Source organism: Acetobacter sp. AAB5, from assembly GCF_050106715.1.
In the GTDB taxonomy this organism is placed as follows: domain Bacteria; phylum Pseudomonadota; class Alphaproteobacteria; order Acetobacterales; family Acetobacteraceae; genus Acetobacter; species Acetobacter oryzifermentans.
This window is the reverse complement of sequence record NZ_JBNIEW010000002.1, coordinates 50,736-66,358: the sequence shown is the minus strand read 5'-3', so window position 1 is coordinate 66,358 and position 15,623 is coordinate 50,736. Positions and strand designations below refer to the sequence as shown.

The 15,623-nt window shown below is 53.3% G+C and carries 17 protein-coding genes; 4 read left to right on the top strand and 13 right to left on the bottom strand.

Annotated features, from left to right (window positions below; all coding sequences use genetic code 11):
• Positions 1–62: 62 nt before the first annotated feature.
• From aldA to ACP7IZ_RS02410, 12 genes are all read right to left on the bottom strand, one after another.
• Positions 63–1,511 (bottom strand): aldehyde dehydrogenase, encoded by a 1,449-nt coding sequence (gene aldA, locus ACP7IZ_RS02465; protein ID WP_426847701.1) that lies wholly within the window; start codon positions 1,509–1,511, stop codon positions 63–65.
• Between the two features lie 105 nt (positions 1,512–1,616).
• Complete coding sequence (locus ACP7IZ_RS02460; RefSeq protein ID WP_426847700.1) at positions 1,617–2,483, bottom strand: LysR family transcriptional regulator; 867 nt, start codon at positions 2,481–2,483, stop codon at positions 1,617–1,619.
• Between the two features lie 6 nt (positions 2,484–2,489).
• Positions 2,490–3,386, bottom strand: coding sequence for an aldo/keto reductase (locus ACP7IZ_RS02455; RefSeq protein ID WP_426847699.1), 897 nt, complete (start codon positions 3,384–3,386; stop codon positions 2,490–2,492).
• A gap of 84 nt (positions 3,387–3,470) precedes the next feature.
• A complete protein-coding gene (locus ACP7IZ_RS02450; RefSeq protein ID WP_426847698.1) occupies positions 3,471–4,211 on the bottom strand; it encodes a hypothetical protein in 741 nt (246 codons plus the stop codon).
• Positions 4,212–4,339: 128 nt separating this feature from the next.
• Entirely contained in the window at positions 4,340–4,930 is a 591-nt protein-coding gene (locus tag ACP7IZ_RS02445) for a hypothetical protein (protein WP_063353565.1), read from the bottom strand.
• Between the two features lie 48 nt (positions 4,931–4,978).
• Entirely contained in the window at positions 4,979–6,358 is a 1,380-nt protein-coding gene (locus tag ACP7IZ_RS02440; protein ID WP_426847696.1) for an outer membrane beta-barrel protein, read from the bottom strand.
• 108 nt (positions 6,359–6,466) lie between these two features.
• Positions 6,467–6,976, bottom strand: coding sequence for a c-type cytochrome (locus ACP7IZ_RS02435; protein ID WP_003625993.1), 510 nt, complete (start codon positions 6,974–6,976; stop codon positions 6,467–6,469).
• A 2-nt stretch (positions 6,977–6,978) separates the two neighbouring features.
• On the bottom strand, positions 6,979–7,566 hold the full coding sequence (gene mauA / locus ACP7IZ_RS02430; RefSeq protein WP_003625995.1) for a methylamine dehydrogenase (amicyanin) small subunit: 588 nt from the start codon (positions 7,564–7,566) through the stop codon (positions 6,979–6,981).
• Complete coding sequence (locus tag ACP7IZ_RS02425; RefSeq protein ID WP_193561108.1) at positions 7,553–8,155, bottom strand: redoxin family protein; 603 nt, start codon at positions 8,153–8,155, stop codon at positions 7,553–7,555. The genes mauA and ACP7IZ_RS02425 overlap by 14 nt, the downstream gene beginning before the upstream one ends.
• Complete coding sequence (locus ACP7IZ_RS02420) at positions 8,155–8,697, bottom strand: MauE/DoxX family redox-associated membrane protein (RefSeq protein ID WP_006117006.1); 543 nt, start codon at positions 8,695–8,697, stop codon at positions 8,155–8,157. Before ACP7IZ_RS02420 ends, ACP7IZ_RS02425 begins: the two co-directional genes overlap by 1 nt.
• Positions 8,694–9,899 (bottom strand): amine dehydrogenase large subunit, encoded by a 1,206-nt coding sequence (locus ACP7IZ_RS02415; RefSeq protein WP_426847695.1) that lies wholly within the window; start codon positions 9,897–9,899, stop codon positions 8,694–8,696. Before ACP7IZ_RS02415 ends, ACP7IZ_RS02420 begins: the two co-directional genes overlap by 4 nt.
• 152 nt (positions 9,900–10,051) lie before the next feature.
• Positions 10,052–10,963, bottom strand: a complete 912-nt coding sequence (locus ACP7IZ_RS02410) for a LysR family transcriptional regulator (protein WP_006117004.1) — start codon at positions 10,961–10,963, stop codon at positions 10,052–10,054.
• Positions 10,964–11,025: 62 nt separating this feature from the next.
• Between ACP7IZ_RS02410 and ACP7IZ_RS02405 the strand changes: the two genes are divergently transcribed.
• On the top strand, positions 11,026–11,562 hold the full coding sequence (locus ACP7IZ_RS02405) for a PACE efflux transporter (RefSeq protein WP_035351053.1): 537 nt from the start codon (positions 11,026–11,028) through the stop codon (positions 11,560–11,562).
• A gap of 73 nt (positions 11,563–11,635) precedes the next feature.
• On the opposite strand, the gene ACP7IZ_RS02400 is transcribed toward ACP7IZ_RS02405, so the two are convergent.
• Positions 11,636–13,087, bottom strand: coding sequence for a hypothetical protein (locus ACP7IZ_RS02400; protein ID WP_426847694.1), 1,452 nt, complete (start codon positions 13,085–13,087; stop codon positions 11,636–11,638).
• Positions 13,088–13,422: 335 nt separating this feature from the next.
• Between ACP7IZ_RS02400 and ACP7IZ_RS02395 the strand changes: the two genes are divergently transcribed.
• From ACP7IZ_RS02395 to ACP7IZ_RS02385, 3 genes are all read left to right on the top strand, one after another.
• Positions 13,423–13,656 carry a (2Fe-2S)-binding protein gene (locus ACP7IZ_RS02395; protein ID WP_035351111.1) on the top strand — a complete coding sequence of 78 codons (234 nt, stop codon included), beginning with the start codon at positions 13,423–13,425 and terminating at the stop codon, positions 13,654–13,656.
• A 63-nt stretch (positions 13,657–13,719) separates the two neighbouring features.
• On the top strand, positions 13,720–14,691 hold the full coding sequence (locus tag ACP7IZ_RS02390) for an NAD(P)H-dependent glycerol-3-phosphate dehydrogenase (protein ID WP_426847693.1): 972 nt from the start codon (positions 13,720–13,722) through the stop codon (positions 14,689–14,691).
• Between the two features lie 156 nt (positions 14,692–14,847).
• Positions 14,848–15,381, top strand: coding sequence for a Dps family protein (locus tag ACP7IZ_RS02385; RefSeq protein WP_019089540.1), 534 nt, complete (start codon positions 14,848–14,850; stop codon positions 15,379–15,381).
• Positions 15,382–15,623: the final 242 nt, after the last annotated feature.

Below are 15,623 nucleotides of genomic sequence, written 5' to 3'. Positions count from 1 at the left end.
GGCACGGTTTTTTATATCCACCACGCCACACTTAAAGCGTATGGCGTGGCGCGTATTGGATATTACGCGTTGAGATAAATGGTTTTGGTGCGCACATAGGCTTCCAGCCCGTGCTGACCGTCCTCACCCCCCAATCCGCTTTCACGATAGCCGTGGTGGAAGCCCTGCGGTTCTTCACCTGATCCACGGTTGACGTAAATTTCCCCAAAGTCCAGTTCCCGGCCCATACGCAGGATACGGGAAAGATCATTGGTGAACAGGTAAGCAGAAAGCCCATAGCGGCTATCATTGGCGCGGGTTAGGGCCTCATCAAAATCCTTCACCTTGATAAGGGAGAACACGGGGCCAAATACCTCGTCCTGCACAATGTCCATATCCGGGGTAATGTCTGTGAGCAATGTGGGGGCGTAAAAAGTGCCTTTATCAAACATGCCACCAGTTAGACGTTTGCCGCCCAGTGCCAACTTTGCCCCCTGTGATATGGCTTTTTGCACAATGCCATCCACTTTTTCCAGCTCGGTTTCATTCACCTTGGGGCCCATATCTGTGGCATCATCCATCGGGTCCCCCACTTTCAGGCTGGCGATACGATCCTTCAGCGCTGTGGTAAAGCGATCATACACATCTTCCTGCACGTAAGTACGTTCGTTGGCTGTGCACACCTGCCCGCCGTTAAAGAAACGTGCCGTAACGGCCGCTTCCACCGCTGCGGGAATATCTGCATCTTCCATGACAATAAAAGGTGCTTTACCGCCTAGCTCCAGCCGCACTTCCTTAAGATGCTCGGCTGCGGCTGCCATGATCTTCTTACCTGCGGGGGTAGAGCCTGTCATGGTAATTAGCGGTGTATCCTTATGTGCCACCAGTGGCACGCCCACACCTTGGCCGCTGCCTGTAACCACATTAACCACACCTGCGGGAATACCGGCTTCCTGCACCAGTTCAGCCAGCGCCAAGCCAGAAAGTGGTGTGCCATCAGCGGGTTTAAGAACAATGGTGTTACCTGCCGCCAGAGCCGGTGCAATTTTACGCGCACACAAAGCCAGCGGGAAGTTCCATGCCGCAATAGCCCCCACCACACCATGCGGTACGCGGTCGATCAGGATTTTTTCACCTTCACGTTCACCGGGTATAATTTCCCCCTGAAGCCTGCGGGCATTTTCTGCCGCAAAACGCAGCAGCCCTGCGGCAAAATCTACCTCTGCACGGGCTTCCTTAATGGGTTTACCCATTTCTGAGGTGATAATAGTGGCCAGGCGTTCCTTATCGCGCTCTACAAGGTTTTTAAGGGCGTAAAGATAATCGGCACGCTGGCTGGCAGGTTTACTGCTCCAACCTTTAAACGCAGCCTTTGCGGCGGCCACAGCTTTTTCAACATCCTGCGGGTTGCCTTCTGCGGCCTGCCCAACTTCCGCCCCCGTAGCGGGGCTTTTAATGGGCGTATATTTGCCAGATGTGGGTTTTACCCATTCATTATTGATGAACAGATCCTGCTGTTTGACATCAGCCATGAGATGTTCTCCTTTTTTCTGAAATTCTGTTTGCAGTATGACGCACACATGCGTTCATTAAAAGTAATGATATATCAGTAAACCATTTACAAAAAATGAATGGTTTTAATCTATTTCTGCCGGGCAAATGGTATTTATAAACCTGCGTAGCAAAGGTTTTGCACCATTGCGCCGCCATACACAGTAAACAGGGGCTGGGCGTAACCCCTGCACGGCCAACACGCGCACATCATCCGGTGATTTATGTTGAAAAATACTTTTAGGAAAACAGGAAATACCAATACCATCGCGCACGCAGGCCCGAATGACATCGTAAGATTCCACTGTTTGAATGGCACGTGGGACAAAGCCCTGCTCTGCCATCCAGCGTTCAAACGCGCTACGGTAAAAGCAATCTGTATGGAACAAAAGCACCGTAGTGCTGGACCAGTGAATATCCTGTAAACTGCGGATATTTTGTGGGGCCACCAGCACCAGTTCTTCTGTAAAAACAAAGCGGCTTTCAAGAAGCGGATGCACAATGGGGCCATCCGTTATGGCCAGATCCAGTTCCTGATCATCCAGCATATGTTCCAACGTATAGCTGGCGCGGCGTAACAGGCGTATTTCCACATCCGGGTGGGCAGCCATAAAGGCTGGCATATATTGGGGCAAAAAATGCGCCAAGGCCACATCCAGCGCCCCTATACGCAAAATACCGCGCGGTACATCGGGCTGAAAAAAGCTTGCAAGGCTATGGGCTTTTTCTACAACCTCTCGCGCTTCATGGTAAAACAGGCGGCCTTCTGGTGTGGGAATAAGCCGCCCTTTTTCCCGCGCAAACAGATCCTGCCCCAAAAGCTGCTCTAGCTCCTTGAGCCGCGCCGTAATGTTGGAGGCCACACAGTGCATACGGCGCGAGGCCGCAACCACCGAGCCTTCCTCCATCACGGCGCAGAAAATCTGCAACTGCGCCAGACGGAGAGCCTCCATAGTTAATTAAAACTCTTCGTACGTTGCGGGGTCCTGCCCGTGGCTGCGGCCATCCGGACGGGCAAGGGTTGCCATGTCCTTCATATCCTGCTCTGTCAGTGAGAAATCAAAGATATCCATATTGGAAATCTGATGTTCTTTGCTGGCAGCTTTAGGAATAGGCACGCAACCCAACTGGTGGTGCCAACGCAGGATAACCTGCACGGTAGATTTGTTAAGCCGCTGGGCAATTTTTGTAATCAGCGGATCTTGCAGCAGCTTGTTGGCCCGGCCAAGGGGGCTCCATGACTGGGTAAGAATATTTAGCTTTTTGTGCAGCGCCCGCATATCATCCTGCGGGAAGTAGGGGGAAAGCTCAATCTGGTTAATAGATGGCAGAACCCCTGTTTCTTTCTGCAATTTTTCCAGATGTTCGGGCAGGAAGTTACACACGGCAATAGAGCGCACATAGCCACGTTTTTTGGCTTCAATAAGCGCCTGCCATGCCTCTACATACTTGCCTACCTTGGGGTTGGGCCAGTGGATATAATACAGATCGTAATAATCCAACTGCGCACGGTAGAGGGATTCTTCAATTGTTGTCAGTGCCTCGTTATAATCATGGTGGCGGCCTGGCAGTTTGGAGGCAATGCGCAGGTCCTCCCGCTTTTTACCACTTTTGCGCACGGCATGGCCTACGGCACCTTCGTTTTCATAATTAAAGGCGCTATCCAGCGCGTGGTACCCTACATCCAATGCGCTGACCATTGCTTCCATGCCAGCTATACCGTTCAGTTTGTACGTACCAAAGGTAATAACGGGAAAAGTAAGACCATCGTGCAGTGTGATATCGGGAATACCCAAAACGTGTTCTCCTAAATCCGGCGGTAAACGGCAACATGTTGGCTTTGCGTGTAAAACCATGCCACATGCTATCCCCAACGCCTAGCTGTAGGAGAGGTTGCACCTATCTATACTCATGCCAGCCTTGCAGGTAGCGAACACTCTTTAGGGCAAGGGGGGCAACCCCAAAAGGTTTTCCCTTAGAGCACGAAATATTTTTTCATAAACCGTTAGGTCTTCGGTTTCCGGCAATGTCAGATTAAGCATGATGTAGGGCATATCTGGGCGCGTGATATTCTGCCCCGCAAGCGGTAGCCCCATAGGTGCGGCTGGTGGCGCGCTACCCTTGGTATCTGGCGCGGAATCTTCTGCCTGTAGGCCGAACAGTTGCGCCTTATCTTTGGCTGGCTGTTCTGCTGGTGCTGGTGCTGCAACAAGCATGTCTTTATCTTGCTCAAGCAATCCGCTTTCTAACAAAATATCTATCAAACACCGTGCGCCTGTTTGCGTATGCGCATGCTTTTTGTGCACCGAAACATCTAGAATATGTGCAGATAAATCCTTTTCGCTCATCCCACGTTTCATGTCTTCTGTGGTGATAAGCTCCATCATGGCAGAATTGTTAGAGACAGCCTCGCGCCAGTATGCCTGTGCATCGGCCCCTAAAGCATATTCCAGAGCATGCCCCAGCTTTTGGCCTAAAGGCGTAACTGTTTTTTCTGCCGCACCAGCAATAACGCCGATATCCATCAGAAATTTATTGTTTCTGCTAATAGCGGCAGACCCCATTTTGGTAAGCCGCGCAAGAATATCTAGCGTAGGATTATCGGGCACATGACTGTACGCGATAATAATTTTCTCTAACCCTTCAAGAGAGATTTTGGGGAGATGAAAGGAGTCGGTCATGGTGGCACTCCTGCTCTTTTCCAGAACTTAATTTAAATCTGGCAAGTTATGAGCAGCAGAGTCAATAAAAACTATTTGCGATTATTTATAATATTATTACCAAATATTTTATAATTACACGCCCAACATCACGCGCGGTTGCGGCGCGTGTGCTGCATATAGGTTTGCACCGTGCTAAACCCGCTTTCCCACGCGTTCAGCAGGCTTTCCAGGTGCTCGCGGTTGTTCACCAACCCACGGGCAATAAGCGTGCCCTGCTGATCGAACAAAAACGCGGCAGGCAATTTATCTACCTGCAAGGCACGGCCCAGCGCCGGATCATTTATAAACGCAGCAGCCGGTGTGTTGGTTTGCTGGGCAAAGTGCTGCTGTATTGTTGGGGCATCATCCCCCGCCAGCACCAGTTCCAGATTTTCACGCCCGCAGAAGTTGCGTGCAATAGGGATAACCTTGCGAGAAATCGGGCATGTTGCAGAAACAAACAGCACCAGCCGCGGCTTGGCGCCACCGGCCAGCCCCAGAACACCCCCTGCCAATGTGTGGAAAGGCTGCGGTGGGCAGGCATCTCCCGGTTGTGGCCCGCGTGAGCTGGTAAGTGCGCCCACAGGCGCAATTTCCTGAAACAAGCGGCGGATACGGCGCAGCATTAAGCCCATAACAATGCAGGCCGCAAGCAGCACAACAGTAAGGGCAGCATTGGCGTATATCAGGTTCTGCACGGGCTGGTCCTCTGTGTTGTGCCGGTGGTGGGTTGGCGGAGCGGGTTTTTAGAATGCCCAGATGGCATCACAACTGAACCAGAACATGTTGTTCATGCCGTTATTAGCATAGTTCACGTTTGGATCATCCGTGGGGGAAACGCGGTTAAAGGGCCGCGTGCCGTTAAGGGATTTATCAAGCCGCACTTCCGGCCGAATGGAAAAAGACCCTTTGGGCAGCTTAAGAAAACCGGGGCGGTACGTTACGCCTACCGTAAGTTCCCCATACGTGGTGCCGGGTGCGTAATCGTACGAATAGTTCTGGCCACGCAATTCGTTCACGTAAGACATGGGGGATGTATTGTTGCCCACCACGCCGCCATTATTATCACGGAAAATTTCACCACGGGCGTTAAACGTCAGTTCATCGCTGAAATCATGCGCGAAATAGGCCGTTACACCATAAACATCATCCTGCAGGTAATCATCATGGAAATAGGTGGCGTTCAGGGTGACGGTGGTTTTATCATTGATTTTATAGGAGGCCAGAAGGTCTCCGATATATTCCATGTCATGGTTGGCTTCTCGCCCAATGGCATAGATGCTTTGCTGCGGGCCAAAATAGCCAATGGCTGCAATATCCAGCTTGCCACCGGCAAGTTCCGTAAACTGCAAACCAAAGTAACCTTTGGGCCGGGTGTTGTTTTTGGCATGGCCAAAGGTGGTGGAGTTACCGGCGTTAACACCCATAACAAGGGCTGCGTGGTCTGTCATATGCCATGTGGCCAGAACACCCACGGTTTCAAACGGCACAATAAAATCGGATGAATAGTTGTAGGAATAAAAAGGCCGTTCCAGCGCATCTGTGCCTTCAAAACCCTGAATCCCGTATTGCTGGCCAATTTGCAGGTCAATCCCGCCTTTGGTCAGCCACGGCAGGTGGGCATCAATATGCGCCTGCGTGGGCGTCCACTGGTACATGCCTGTCAGGTTGCCATCCCCCATGCCAATGGTGGGGTTAAACCGGGCATCGGAGCCATACAGAACCTCAAACACAAAACCCAGGCCGTAGCCATCGCCCAGTTCTGTTACCGGGTGGGAAAGCGTGCCTGTAATCTGGTTAAGTGTGGCGGTATTGGCCCTATCTACGTAAGACTGCGCCCAGTTGCGGCCTGTTTTGGTCCATGGGTTACCGTTTACACCGGCTTCCACCACAATATGGCCTTCAACATCATCAAACCATGAGTGACTGGAAGGGCTTTTTAAATTCACCTCATCCTTCTGGGCCTGCTTTTTTTCTGCTGCTGTTTCTTCCACCGCCAAGGGGCGCTCGGCATCATCGGGGGTGGTTTTTTCCTGCGCAAATGCAGGCAGTGCTGCCAGTTGCAGGGCAAAACACATACCGGCGGACAAACGGTGGCGCAAACGCATGCTCCCTGATACTCCCATTATCCACAAACAACCGCGGCAGGGGGCGGGTTTGCTTCTGTTTTACAGTGTTGTGGCCCAAAGCTGTGATCTAGCCGAGAGCAGCCCTGTAGAACAGGGCTTACCGTGTTACTTTACTGTTGCAGCCGCGCCATTGTTGCCACGATGACACGCAGCCAAAGAGCGCTCCAGCACATGCGCGCGGTTGGCCATGAAGTCTGGCATAGAAAGCGGGTGTTGCCGCCATTCATGCACTTCTGCGGCTGTATAGGGCTTAAAGCCCGGCGGCGTGCTTTTGCCGCCCAGATCAATCAGCACAAAGTTCATGACATCTGCCAACTGCTGATCATCCCGAATGAGGGACATGGAAACACCGGGCACCTGCACCAGATATTTCCGCCCTTCATCCGTGCAGGCAAAGCTGCCCACGCTATCACGCAGCATAGGCACAAAGGTGGGGCCAGATACGCCCGCAATACCGTGGCACCCCCCGCAGTGCGAAAGATAGGCAACCTGCGTGGGGTTTAAACTTGTGGCCCCCGGCACGGCATCTGCCGCGCGTGCCACCCCGCCTGCCAAAACCAGTGTTGCACACGCTGCAACAGCAGGCACGGCAAGGCGGAAAACAGCACGCAACATAATCAGGAAGCTTTCCCGATCACCGCAGCTGTGGAGCAGTTGTACATTTCAGACGTGCCCGTGCCAAAACACCAGATGATGTCATTATTAGCCATGGGGCGGTAGGAAGGCTGATCTCCATCCGTGTTCAGGCAGGTCACCTCGTTACAGGAATCCTGACCACAGCAATCACGATACGCAATCATGTAGGAGTTGCCATCCTGCGGGTTGTAGCAGCTACCAATCCAGGATGTGGGAGAAGGCGCCGTGCCCGGCGGGCAGCTATGAACGCCACCCCCACAGGTGGAGCACAAATTGCCATCAATGGCGCAATAACGCCAGTAATCGCACGCATTGGCATCTTTAGCCTGTGCCTTGGAGCCAAACGGCGTTGTAGCCTTGGCCACGGCCTTGGCGGCGGAGGAAGAAGCCGCATTGGCGCGGCTTACCGGCAGCAGCGGAAACAGCGGCACGGCAGCGGCCACGCCGCCCAGCTTTGCCACCACGCCACGGCGGGAGGTTTTGCCCGCAAAACGGCGGAGCAGAGATTCGGTTAACCGGTCAAACAGGGTGCCCTGTTCTGCGGAGTTCTTGTTTTCAGACGGCAGCATGAGACATTGCTCCTGTATCGGTCAGACCCTGCGGGGGTGTGGCGGTAACGTTGCCAAGCAACCCTTCGATCTGACGCCGGGTATTCACGAGGTCTTTGGCCAGAATGGTGCCGCGTTCATCAAGCAGCACCATGGCTGGCATACGGTTAATTTGCAGCACAAGGGCCAGCTCCACGCCGGTTATCAGGGGAACACCCTGCATTTCCGGGCGGGCAGCCACCATGCTTTTCAGTTCAGGTTCGGGGCCATCGCCCACAAAAATAAGGTCTAGCCCACGTTCGGCAGCCACCTGCCGTGCAATGGGGATAACGCGCTTACACACCGGGCATTCCGCCGCCACAAACAGCAAAAGCTGCTTGGCGCCTGCGGGCAGGGTATCGCCCACCACAAAAGGCTGCCCCTGTAGCGTATGCAAAACCAGACGCGGCACAATCTGCCCCACATCCAGCCCCGGCTTGGCTTCCTGATTCCCCAATGGTGCAAGGCGTTCGTGCAGCACGCCAATCTGGCGGGCCAAGGCCACCAGCATAACGGCAAGCCCAAGGGCCAGAACCGTAAGCAGCCCCTGCCAGATGTACAAAAACAGCATCATGCTTCCTGCCCTCCGCCAGATCCGGGTACGCGTTCTGGCGGCAAGGCCACCAGTGCCAACCACACCAGATACAACGCCACACCCGCCATAACGCCCTGCCCCCATACAAAGGCAGAAACGCCAGAGGCAAAGCACGGGGCCAGCGCCAGCGGCACGCACAACACGGTGCGGGCTACCAGCTTCCATGACAAAGTTTCGGACACCAAACCGGGCGTGCACCCGCAAGACAGGCTGGTGCGCCCACGGGCAACGTTTATGCCCATAGCCAGTGCAAACACCACCAGCATGGCCGCAGCAGCCAAACCGCCAAGCCCGGCGGCAAAGCCGGAAAACAGCGCCAGACCAGCCAGAACCTCTGCCCCGGCCAAGCCCCATGCCACACCTTCGTATGACCAGGAGGGCAAAAGCCGGTAAGAGGCCAGCGTGCCTAAAAACGCATCATGCCCACGCAGTTTGGAAACACCAGCCACCAAAAACATGGTGCCAATGCCCCCTGCGCACAGGGCCGCAAGCGGGGCTGTTTCAGCCAGCAGGCTCATCCTTCACCCGGCGCAACCGTAAAGATAAGGGATGTGCCAAGGGCCTTCATGGTGCGCAGGGGCTTACCCGTGAGCGCATCAGAAACAAAGAAATCACCATTATCTTCATTGGCGGTGAACATCAGTGGGTGTTCATCCTGCGTAACACCTATAAGGTTGCTGGCCACTTTAAGCGGATAGCGGCGGATACGCTTGTGGGTTTGCGTATCAAACACCCACACTTCCGTGCCGTTATCCTTATGTGTCCAGAACGTGCCTTTGTGCATCAGCACATACATCTGGTGAGATGCCTTGTGCAGTGCGGCAATCTGCCAGCCACCGGGCCGCCATGTTACTTCAAACGGCTTGGAGGAATCGGGGGCGGCTTTCATTCCCGCGCCTTCCTGCAAGGACCACGGTTTTTCTACCGTGCTGTTTTCCCCCATTTTGGTGGGGTACACCATGCCGCTGTAGCTGATGAAGTAAGCCGTGCCATCTGCCGCAACAGTGGGGCTTTGTTCAAAAATGCCATCCTTATCGGGTTCAAAGAACGGTGCGGTGTGCGTCATGCCCACTTTGCCATCTGCCCCAAGGCTGACATTGGCCAGCGTGCCATCTGCACATAGGGAGGAAAAGCCAGCGTTGCCCCACGGATACACCAGCGCACAACCGGGAATTTCTACCGTTTGCGTTACCTTATGGGCGGCGTTGTCCACCACTTCCACGGCGTTGCTGGGGCTCATCTGATACACGTAGGAACGGGAGCCATCGGCATTCAGCGCGAAGTCGTTCTTTTTAGGCGTAACCAGTGCGCGGGCGGGCAGTTTTTCATCGGATGTGATCTTAAGCGTGCTGGCATCATATTCAGCCAGCAGATCGTTCCGTGCGCCACGGTTGCCGCGTTCCCATGTGGTTTCTGCCACATAAATGCGCTTGGCATCGGGCGTAAGCGCCATGTTGGCGTTATAGGCGGCCTGCACCATGCCCAGCAGCTTGCCGGAATCGGCATCCACTACATAAACGCGGCCATCCTTGTTGTGGGTGTAAACCGCATCTTCCACCAAAATGGTGTGGGGGGAATAAGCTGGCAGGGTAATAACGTCACTCTGCTCGGTCTGTAATACGGGTTCCGCTGCCTTGGCGGCGGTTCCTCCCATGGTCAGAATGGCTGCACTGCCCAAAAGAGCGCGCAGCAGGGAGGGACGGACTTTTTGAAGAGACATGCGAACTGTTTCTCTCGATACCGGAATGTTTCGGTATCATAGCGTTTCTCATTTCGCCTGCAAGACAAAACATGTGCTTTAAGGTGGCATTGTTGTTTTGTTACAACGGCTGTATTTTATTAAATATCAACCCATTACAATTGATCATGCTTTTATGAACTGGCCTTTGGCCCTTTATATAAAACAGACTCCGAGGCACAGAGGCGTTGCCGTAACCAGCGCGCAGCCGCGCCTTGCGGCCGTTTGTGATGCCACACCACAGCCAGCGGCACGGGCCTATCTCCGGCATCAAACGCCAGGGGTGGGGTAACAATATCTGGCGCTGCGGGAGAGGCCGCTAAAATATGATCTGAAATAAATGACCAGCCGATATTGTGCTTCACCAGCTCCAGAATCACCCAGTGGCTTTCTACCCACCACACCTCGCCCGCTACACGCAGGTGTTGGCGTTCGCGCTCCTGCCCACGGGCGGCCACCATGATCTGCCGATACCGTTTAAGGTCTTCCCACGCTATGGGGCCGCATGATGCCAATGGATGGTTGCGCCCACATACCAGTTTAAGCGGCACCCGCCCGATGGTGCGAAACGCCAGATCTGGCGGCATACGTGTTTGCTGCCACATAACCCCCAGATGCGCGGCCCCTTCCTGCACAAGCTGGCCAACATCTTCCATAAGCGGGAAAAGGATTTCCATTTCCACATAGGGGAAGTGTTCGGCAAATTCGGCAAAAACCGGGCCCAGAGCGTATTCGGGGTACAGTTCATCTATTGCCACAACCAGCCGGTTTTCGACCTGATTTTCTAAAGATCGGGCCACGCCTATCAGGTGCTCGCGCCGGTCTAACACCACGCGGGCCTCACGCAGCAGGCGTTCACCTTCTGGTGTCAATACAGGTGTGCGCCCGGTGCGTAGGAATAATTCCAGCCCCAGATCTACTTCCAGATTGGCCACATGTGTACTGATAGCAGATTGCGCACGCCCCAAACGGCGGGCTGCTGCGGAAAATGAGCCCGCATCCGCTGTGGCAACAAAGGCTTCAAGCTGTTCGAGCGAGACATTCATCCATCTGTTTTCCTGATGGTTCTTATCTTTCCTTTAGCCGGGATGACGATAGATTGCGCCGCATGTCAACGCAAACATTCAGTTCCCTTCAGGCCGCTCCGGCCTCCTCTGCCATGGCAGATCATCATGCTGCACAAAATGCCCCTGCTGTGGGCACGCGCGGCACGGCAGACCGTGTGCGCCACGTATTGCTGTTTGAGCTTATCGCGCTGGCCATTGTTATCCCCACCGGCAGCACGCTGTTTGGGCTGCACGAATCCTCTATGGGGATGATCGGCATAGGCAGCGCCATAACCGCTACAATATGGAACTACCTTTACAACGTGGTTTTTGACCGGGTGATGGCGCGGCTTTATGCCACCACCCACAAAACGGTGGGCGTGCGTGTTGTGCATACGCTGCTGTTTGAAGCCGGATTGCAGGTTGTGCTGCTGCCCGCCATTGCCTGGTACCTACATGAAAGTGTGCTAACGGCGTTTTCGCTCAGCATGTCTATTGCCGTGTTTTATCTGGTTTACGCTTTTGTGTTTAACATGGTGTATGACCGGATCTTCCCTGTTCCGGCAGATCACCCCGCAACTGGCAAGGCCAACGGGTAAGCTGGCAAAAAAACACCCCTATCCTGCCCAGCAGAGATAGGGGGTAAACCGATACATAACGCTGATACTTTAATTACGGCTGATACGCTGCCAGCCGATCATTTCTAACATACACAAACTGATCATCCGGCATCTGCGTATAGTCTTTTTCCAGAACCTGCAGAAAACAGGGCATAAACTGCTCGGCCGGATAAGCACCCCAGACAACCGAGTGATCATAATAAATCACTGGTGGTTTATCCTTTGGCAGATCCACACAGATATCCCGCTCATACCCATGCCACGGATGGGCTGCATAATCGGCCTCCCACGGGAGATAGGCGTGATATTTCTTTATGGAAAGACGGTTGGCGTAAATATAAACATCCGGATTATACGGCAAAACAAGAATACGCTCATCCGGCGCCGCATATTTACGAATAAGTGTGGCAAACCCTACGGATGAGGTTTCCCTAAACCGATGCCAGCCTGCGGCGTGCCTTTGCCCCGCTGTTTGCCCAAAGGGGGATGAAACAGCATGGGATGCTGCAATGGCCGTTAACGCAACACACCCAACAGTTACACACACCATAACCTTGGGCTTAAATGCTAACACACGCACAAGAAGCAACGCCGCCAGCCCCAAGGCCGCCATCAGAAACGAACCGTTCTGAAACCCCACGCTCCCACGTGCTTGCAGGCTGAGTATTCCCAGCAGGATCAGCAACGCCATCACCCTGTGCCGCCCGTATAACAGCAGCAACACACCGCCCACAGCCAACGTGCTGGCAGCTATAGTTTCAACAATACGATCTGGAGACAAAGAAAAGCGTAAACTGTGCCAGAACTGGGTAAAATCCATTGGAATATAATGGGCATACCATTTTTGATTGGCGATAAAATGAAACGCGATCATGCCGCCAATATCACCATACACCAGCAGCCAAAGCAGCATGATGGCAACAGCAGACACACACCCCAATATCATGCCCAGAAAAGGGGCCTGATATTGCCGGGGGCTTGAAAGAAACACGCAAAAAACAGCCAAAGCCAACGCAGCAGAAAACAGGCCGAACGGATAAGCCGCAAATGGCAGCAGCCCCAAGGCAAACCCGCCTATAAAAGCCTGCATGCGCAAAACCTGCATGCCATATATAAGTGGCGTAGCCAGCATGGACAGCGCGATAACAGCCAGCGCCCCGCCTATTGTCCAGTAATCATCCAGATTAAGGCCCTGCACCACCCATACGCTTCCCACCGTTCCCAACCACAAGGCGGAAGCTACGTAGCGCTGCCATTTTAGCTGCAACAATGGAGAGAAAAAGACCGCAGCCCCTGCCCCAACCGCACATGCGGTAGAAACCAGGCGCATCAACCAGACCTGCGACCACCCCACAAAATGGCCAACCACCCACGAAAGCGTAAAAACTAGCGGGCCGTGCGCATCTATATAATCCCGGTAGAGTTTATCCCCACGGTGCAGGGCAATGGCGCCTAAAAAATGGCCAGATTCATCACCAAATGGAAGGCATCCAAGACCTTCCATGTTTCTGTAAATAAAAAAGAACGCGCAAAGCAGGAAGAGCATATGCGATGTCTTTGTTATATTTTTATCCACGCATCCTCGCATTTTAAATAAAGATTTTTTTATGATGCGCTTCTTATATTTTTAATATGCATGAAGTTTATTATTATTTTGTGCATATGTAAAAATTTGATACGAACATTGCAAAAATCACACACCATATTCATGCGCTGCATCCCCATATGCACATGCGGAACACAGACAAATGAGAATCTTTTGCAAAAAAGAATTGCGATTCATTCTTACTTGTGATGAAGTCTCTTCAGAATCGATCAACCACCACAAAGGTGCTGCGTATGGTTGTCTGCTCTTGCAATCGTCTCACTCACAAAGACGTTGAAGCCGCTGTGGCAGACGGGGCAACCCGCCCGCGTGACATTTATGCCGCGCGCAACTGCAAGGCTCAGTGCGGGAACTGCGTAAAAGGCGTTGTCTGCCTGCTGCGTGAGGCCCGGCTAAAACACATGAAAAAAGCCGAAGTTCCTGCCCACATGGTGCCGGCTGCTGCTGGCGTGGCACTGTCTGCCTAAACACGGGGCTGCGGCTTTATGTCGTGCTTGCGCCCCGGTTTGGGTTCTGGCACCGCTTAAAGAATGAAACACCGTATTCTGGTTATGGGTGCTGGCGCATGGGGTACTGCGCTGGCCCTGCATGTGGCCCGCACTGGGGCACAGGTTTATTTGTGGGCGCGTAACCCGGCCCGCTTGCCCTCTGGCGCTATGCCGCGTTTGCCAGATTTTCCGTTACCAGATTCCATCACCGTTTCCTCTGCGCCGCCACCGGCAGATGTGGCGTGTGCGCTTATGGTTATTCCCACCCAGCATATGGCCTCTGTTCTGCCATTGGTGCCTGCGGGCGTGCCTGCTGTGTTGTGCTGCAAGGGCATAGAACGCAGCACACTGGCTTTTCCGCTGGATGTGCTGCATCGGTTGCGGCCAGATGTGCCGGGGGCTGTGCTTTCTGGCCCCAATTTTGCGCGTGAGGTTGCAGCCAATTTACCTGCGGCATCTGTTGTGGCCTCGGCCAATATGGAACTGGCGCGCAAATTGGTGGATCTGCTCTCTACCCCGCGCCTGCGCCTGTATGCCAGCGCAGATATTACCGGCGTGCAGCTTGGCGGCGCGGCTAAAAACGTTATTGCCGTGGCCGCAGGCATTACCATTGGCGCTGGATTGGGAGAAAACGCCCGCGCGGCCCTAATAACCCGTGGGTTGGCAGAAATAACCCGCCTTGGCGTAGCCTTGGGGGCACAACCCGCCACACTGGCTGGCCTTGCCGGGTTGGGAGACCTATTGCTGACCTGCACGGGTGAGGCATCGCGCAATTATCAGATGGGCTTGGCTTTGGGCCGAGGGAATGCAGCCCAAACCGCATTGGCCACCCTGCCCGGCGTGGCGGAGGGGGTAACCACAGCAGATGCCCTGCTGGCATTGGCCCGCCACCACACAGTAGATGTGCCCATTACCGCCTGCATTGCCGCTTTTCTGGAAGGCAAGATCACGCTGCCACAAGCGCAGGAACAGCTTTTAACCCGCCCCCTGCGCACGGAACTTGATACCCCTTAACGCGTTGCTTCCTTACATTCACATGGATGTGAGAATTGTGATCTTTCCATGTCAGGCCTTGCACCATGCCTATATGGCACCACGTGTAAAAGCAGCACTTGGCAGGCGCCACTGGTGGTGTTGCCAAAAAGTGAAAACAGGAGGTTCGTTCAGACCATGAGCACAGCCACAGCAAAAGAAGCCCATATCAAGGAATATCTTGGCACGCCAACAGACCTGAAGGCCGATAAGGTAAAGGCCGTAGCAGGTGGTTTGTCCGAAGTTCTGGCCGATGTGTTTGCCCTGTATATTAAAACCAAGAACTTTCATTGGCATATGAGCGGTCGCCACTTTCGGGATTACCACCTGCTTTTGGATGAACAGAGCCAGCAGATTTTTGCCATGACAGACCCCATGGCCGAACGCGCCCGCAAGATTGGCGGCACCACGCTGCATTCTGTGGGGGAAATTGCCCGCAAAACCAAAATTTCTGATAACGATGCCCTCTACGTAACACCTGAAGACATGCTCTCAGAACTGCGGGAAGATAACCTTACACTCACCAAACGCCTGCGCGCTGTGCATGCCATTGCATCCGATGCCGGGGATGTGGCCACAACCAGCCTGATTGAAAACTGGATTGATGAAACCGAACGCCGCACGTGGTTCCTGTTTGAAAGCACGCGCCCGGTTTTTGGGCATAACGAATAAATATTAACGCAAACATCTAAAAGTTTTCAAAAACACCTTTCTGGAAAAGCGGCCCGTATTTGGGCCGCTTTTTATATTGTACAATATTAAAAACAAATAAATAGCATAACATTTATTAAATTTGTAAGTTAATATCATATAATGCGTTGTTATATCTGTTCTTTTTAGAAAGGCATTCCTGCATCGCAGCATTTACATATCGAATATTCAGATAAATATTAAATATAAATTAGTAAAAATTA

Coding starts and splice junctions, on each gene's coding strand:
- ACP7IZ_RS02400 (WP_426847694.1), bottom strand. CDS start 13,087: ATGGAAGGTCTTGGATGCCTTCCATTTGGTGATGAATCTGGCCATTTT.
- ACP7IZ_RS02435 (WP_003625993.1), bottom strand. CDS start 6,976: ATGTTGCGTGCTGTTTTCCGCCTTGCCGTGCCTGCTGTTGCAGCGTGT.
- ACP7IZ_RS02455 (WP_426847699.1), bottom strand. CDS start 3,386: ATGGTTTTACACGCAAAGCCAACATGTTGCCGTTTACCGCCGGATTTA.
- ACP7IZ_RS02410 (WP_006117004.1), bottom strand. CDS start 10,963: ATGAATGTCTCGCTCGAACAGCTTGAAGCCTTTGTTGCCACAGCGGAT.
- ACP7IZ_RS02415 (WP_426847695.1), bottom strand. CDS start 9,899: ATGTCTCTTCAAAAAGTCCGTCCCTCCCTGCTGCGCGCTCTTTTGGGC.
- ACP7IZ_RS02385 (WP_019089540.1), top strand. CDS start 14,848: ATGAGCACAGCCACAGCAAAAGAAGCCCATATCAAGGAATATCTTGGC.
- ACP7IZ_RS02460 (WP_426847700.1), bottom strand. CDS start 2,483: ATGGAGGCTCTCCGTCTGGCGCAGTTGCAGATTTTCTGCGCCGTGATG.
- ACP7IZ_RS02420 (WP_006117006.1), bottom strand. CDS start 8,697: ATGAGCCTGCTGGCTGAAACAGCCCCGCTTGCGGCCCTGTGCGCAGGG.
- ACP7IZ_RS02390 (WP_426847693.1), top strand. CDS start 13,720: ATGAAACACCGTATTCTGGTTATGGGTGCTGGCGCATGGGGTACTGCG.
- ACP7IZ_RS02440 (WP_426847696.1), bottom strand. CDS start 6,358: ATGGGAGTATCAGGGAGCATGCGTTTGCGCCACCGTTTGTCCGCCGGT.
- mauA (WP_003625995.1), bottom strand. CDS start 7,566: ATGCTGCCGTCTGAAAACAAGAACTCCGCAGAACAGGGCACCCTGTTT.
- ACP7IZ_RS02395 (WP_035351111.1), top strand. CDS start 13,423: ATGGTTGTCTGCTCTTGCAATCGTCTCACTCACAAAGACGTTGAAGCC.
- ACP7IZ_RS02405 (WP_035351053.1), top strand. CDS start 11,026: ATGTCAACGCAAACATTCAGTTCCCTTCAGGCCGCTCCGGCCTCCTCT.
- aldA (WP_426847701.1), bottom strand. CDS start 1,511: ATGGCTGATGTCAAACAGCAGGATCTGTTCATCAATAATGAATGGGTA.
- ACP7IZ_RS02450 (WP_426847698.1), bottom strand. CDS start 4,211: ATGACCGACTCCTTTCATCTCCCCAAAATCTCTCTTGAAGGGTTAGAG.
- ACP7IZ_RS02425 (WP_193561108.1), bottom strand. CDS start 8,155: ATGCTGTTTTTGTACATCTGGCAGGGGCTGCTTACGGTTCTGGCCCTT.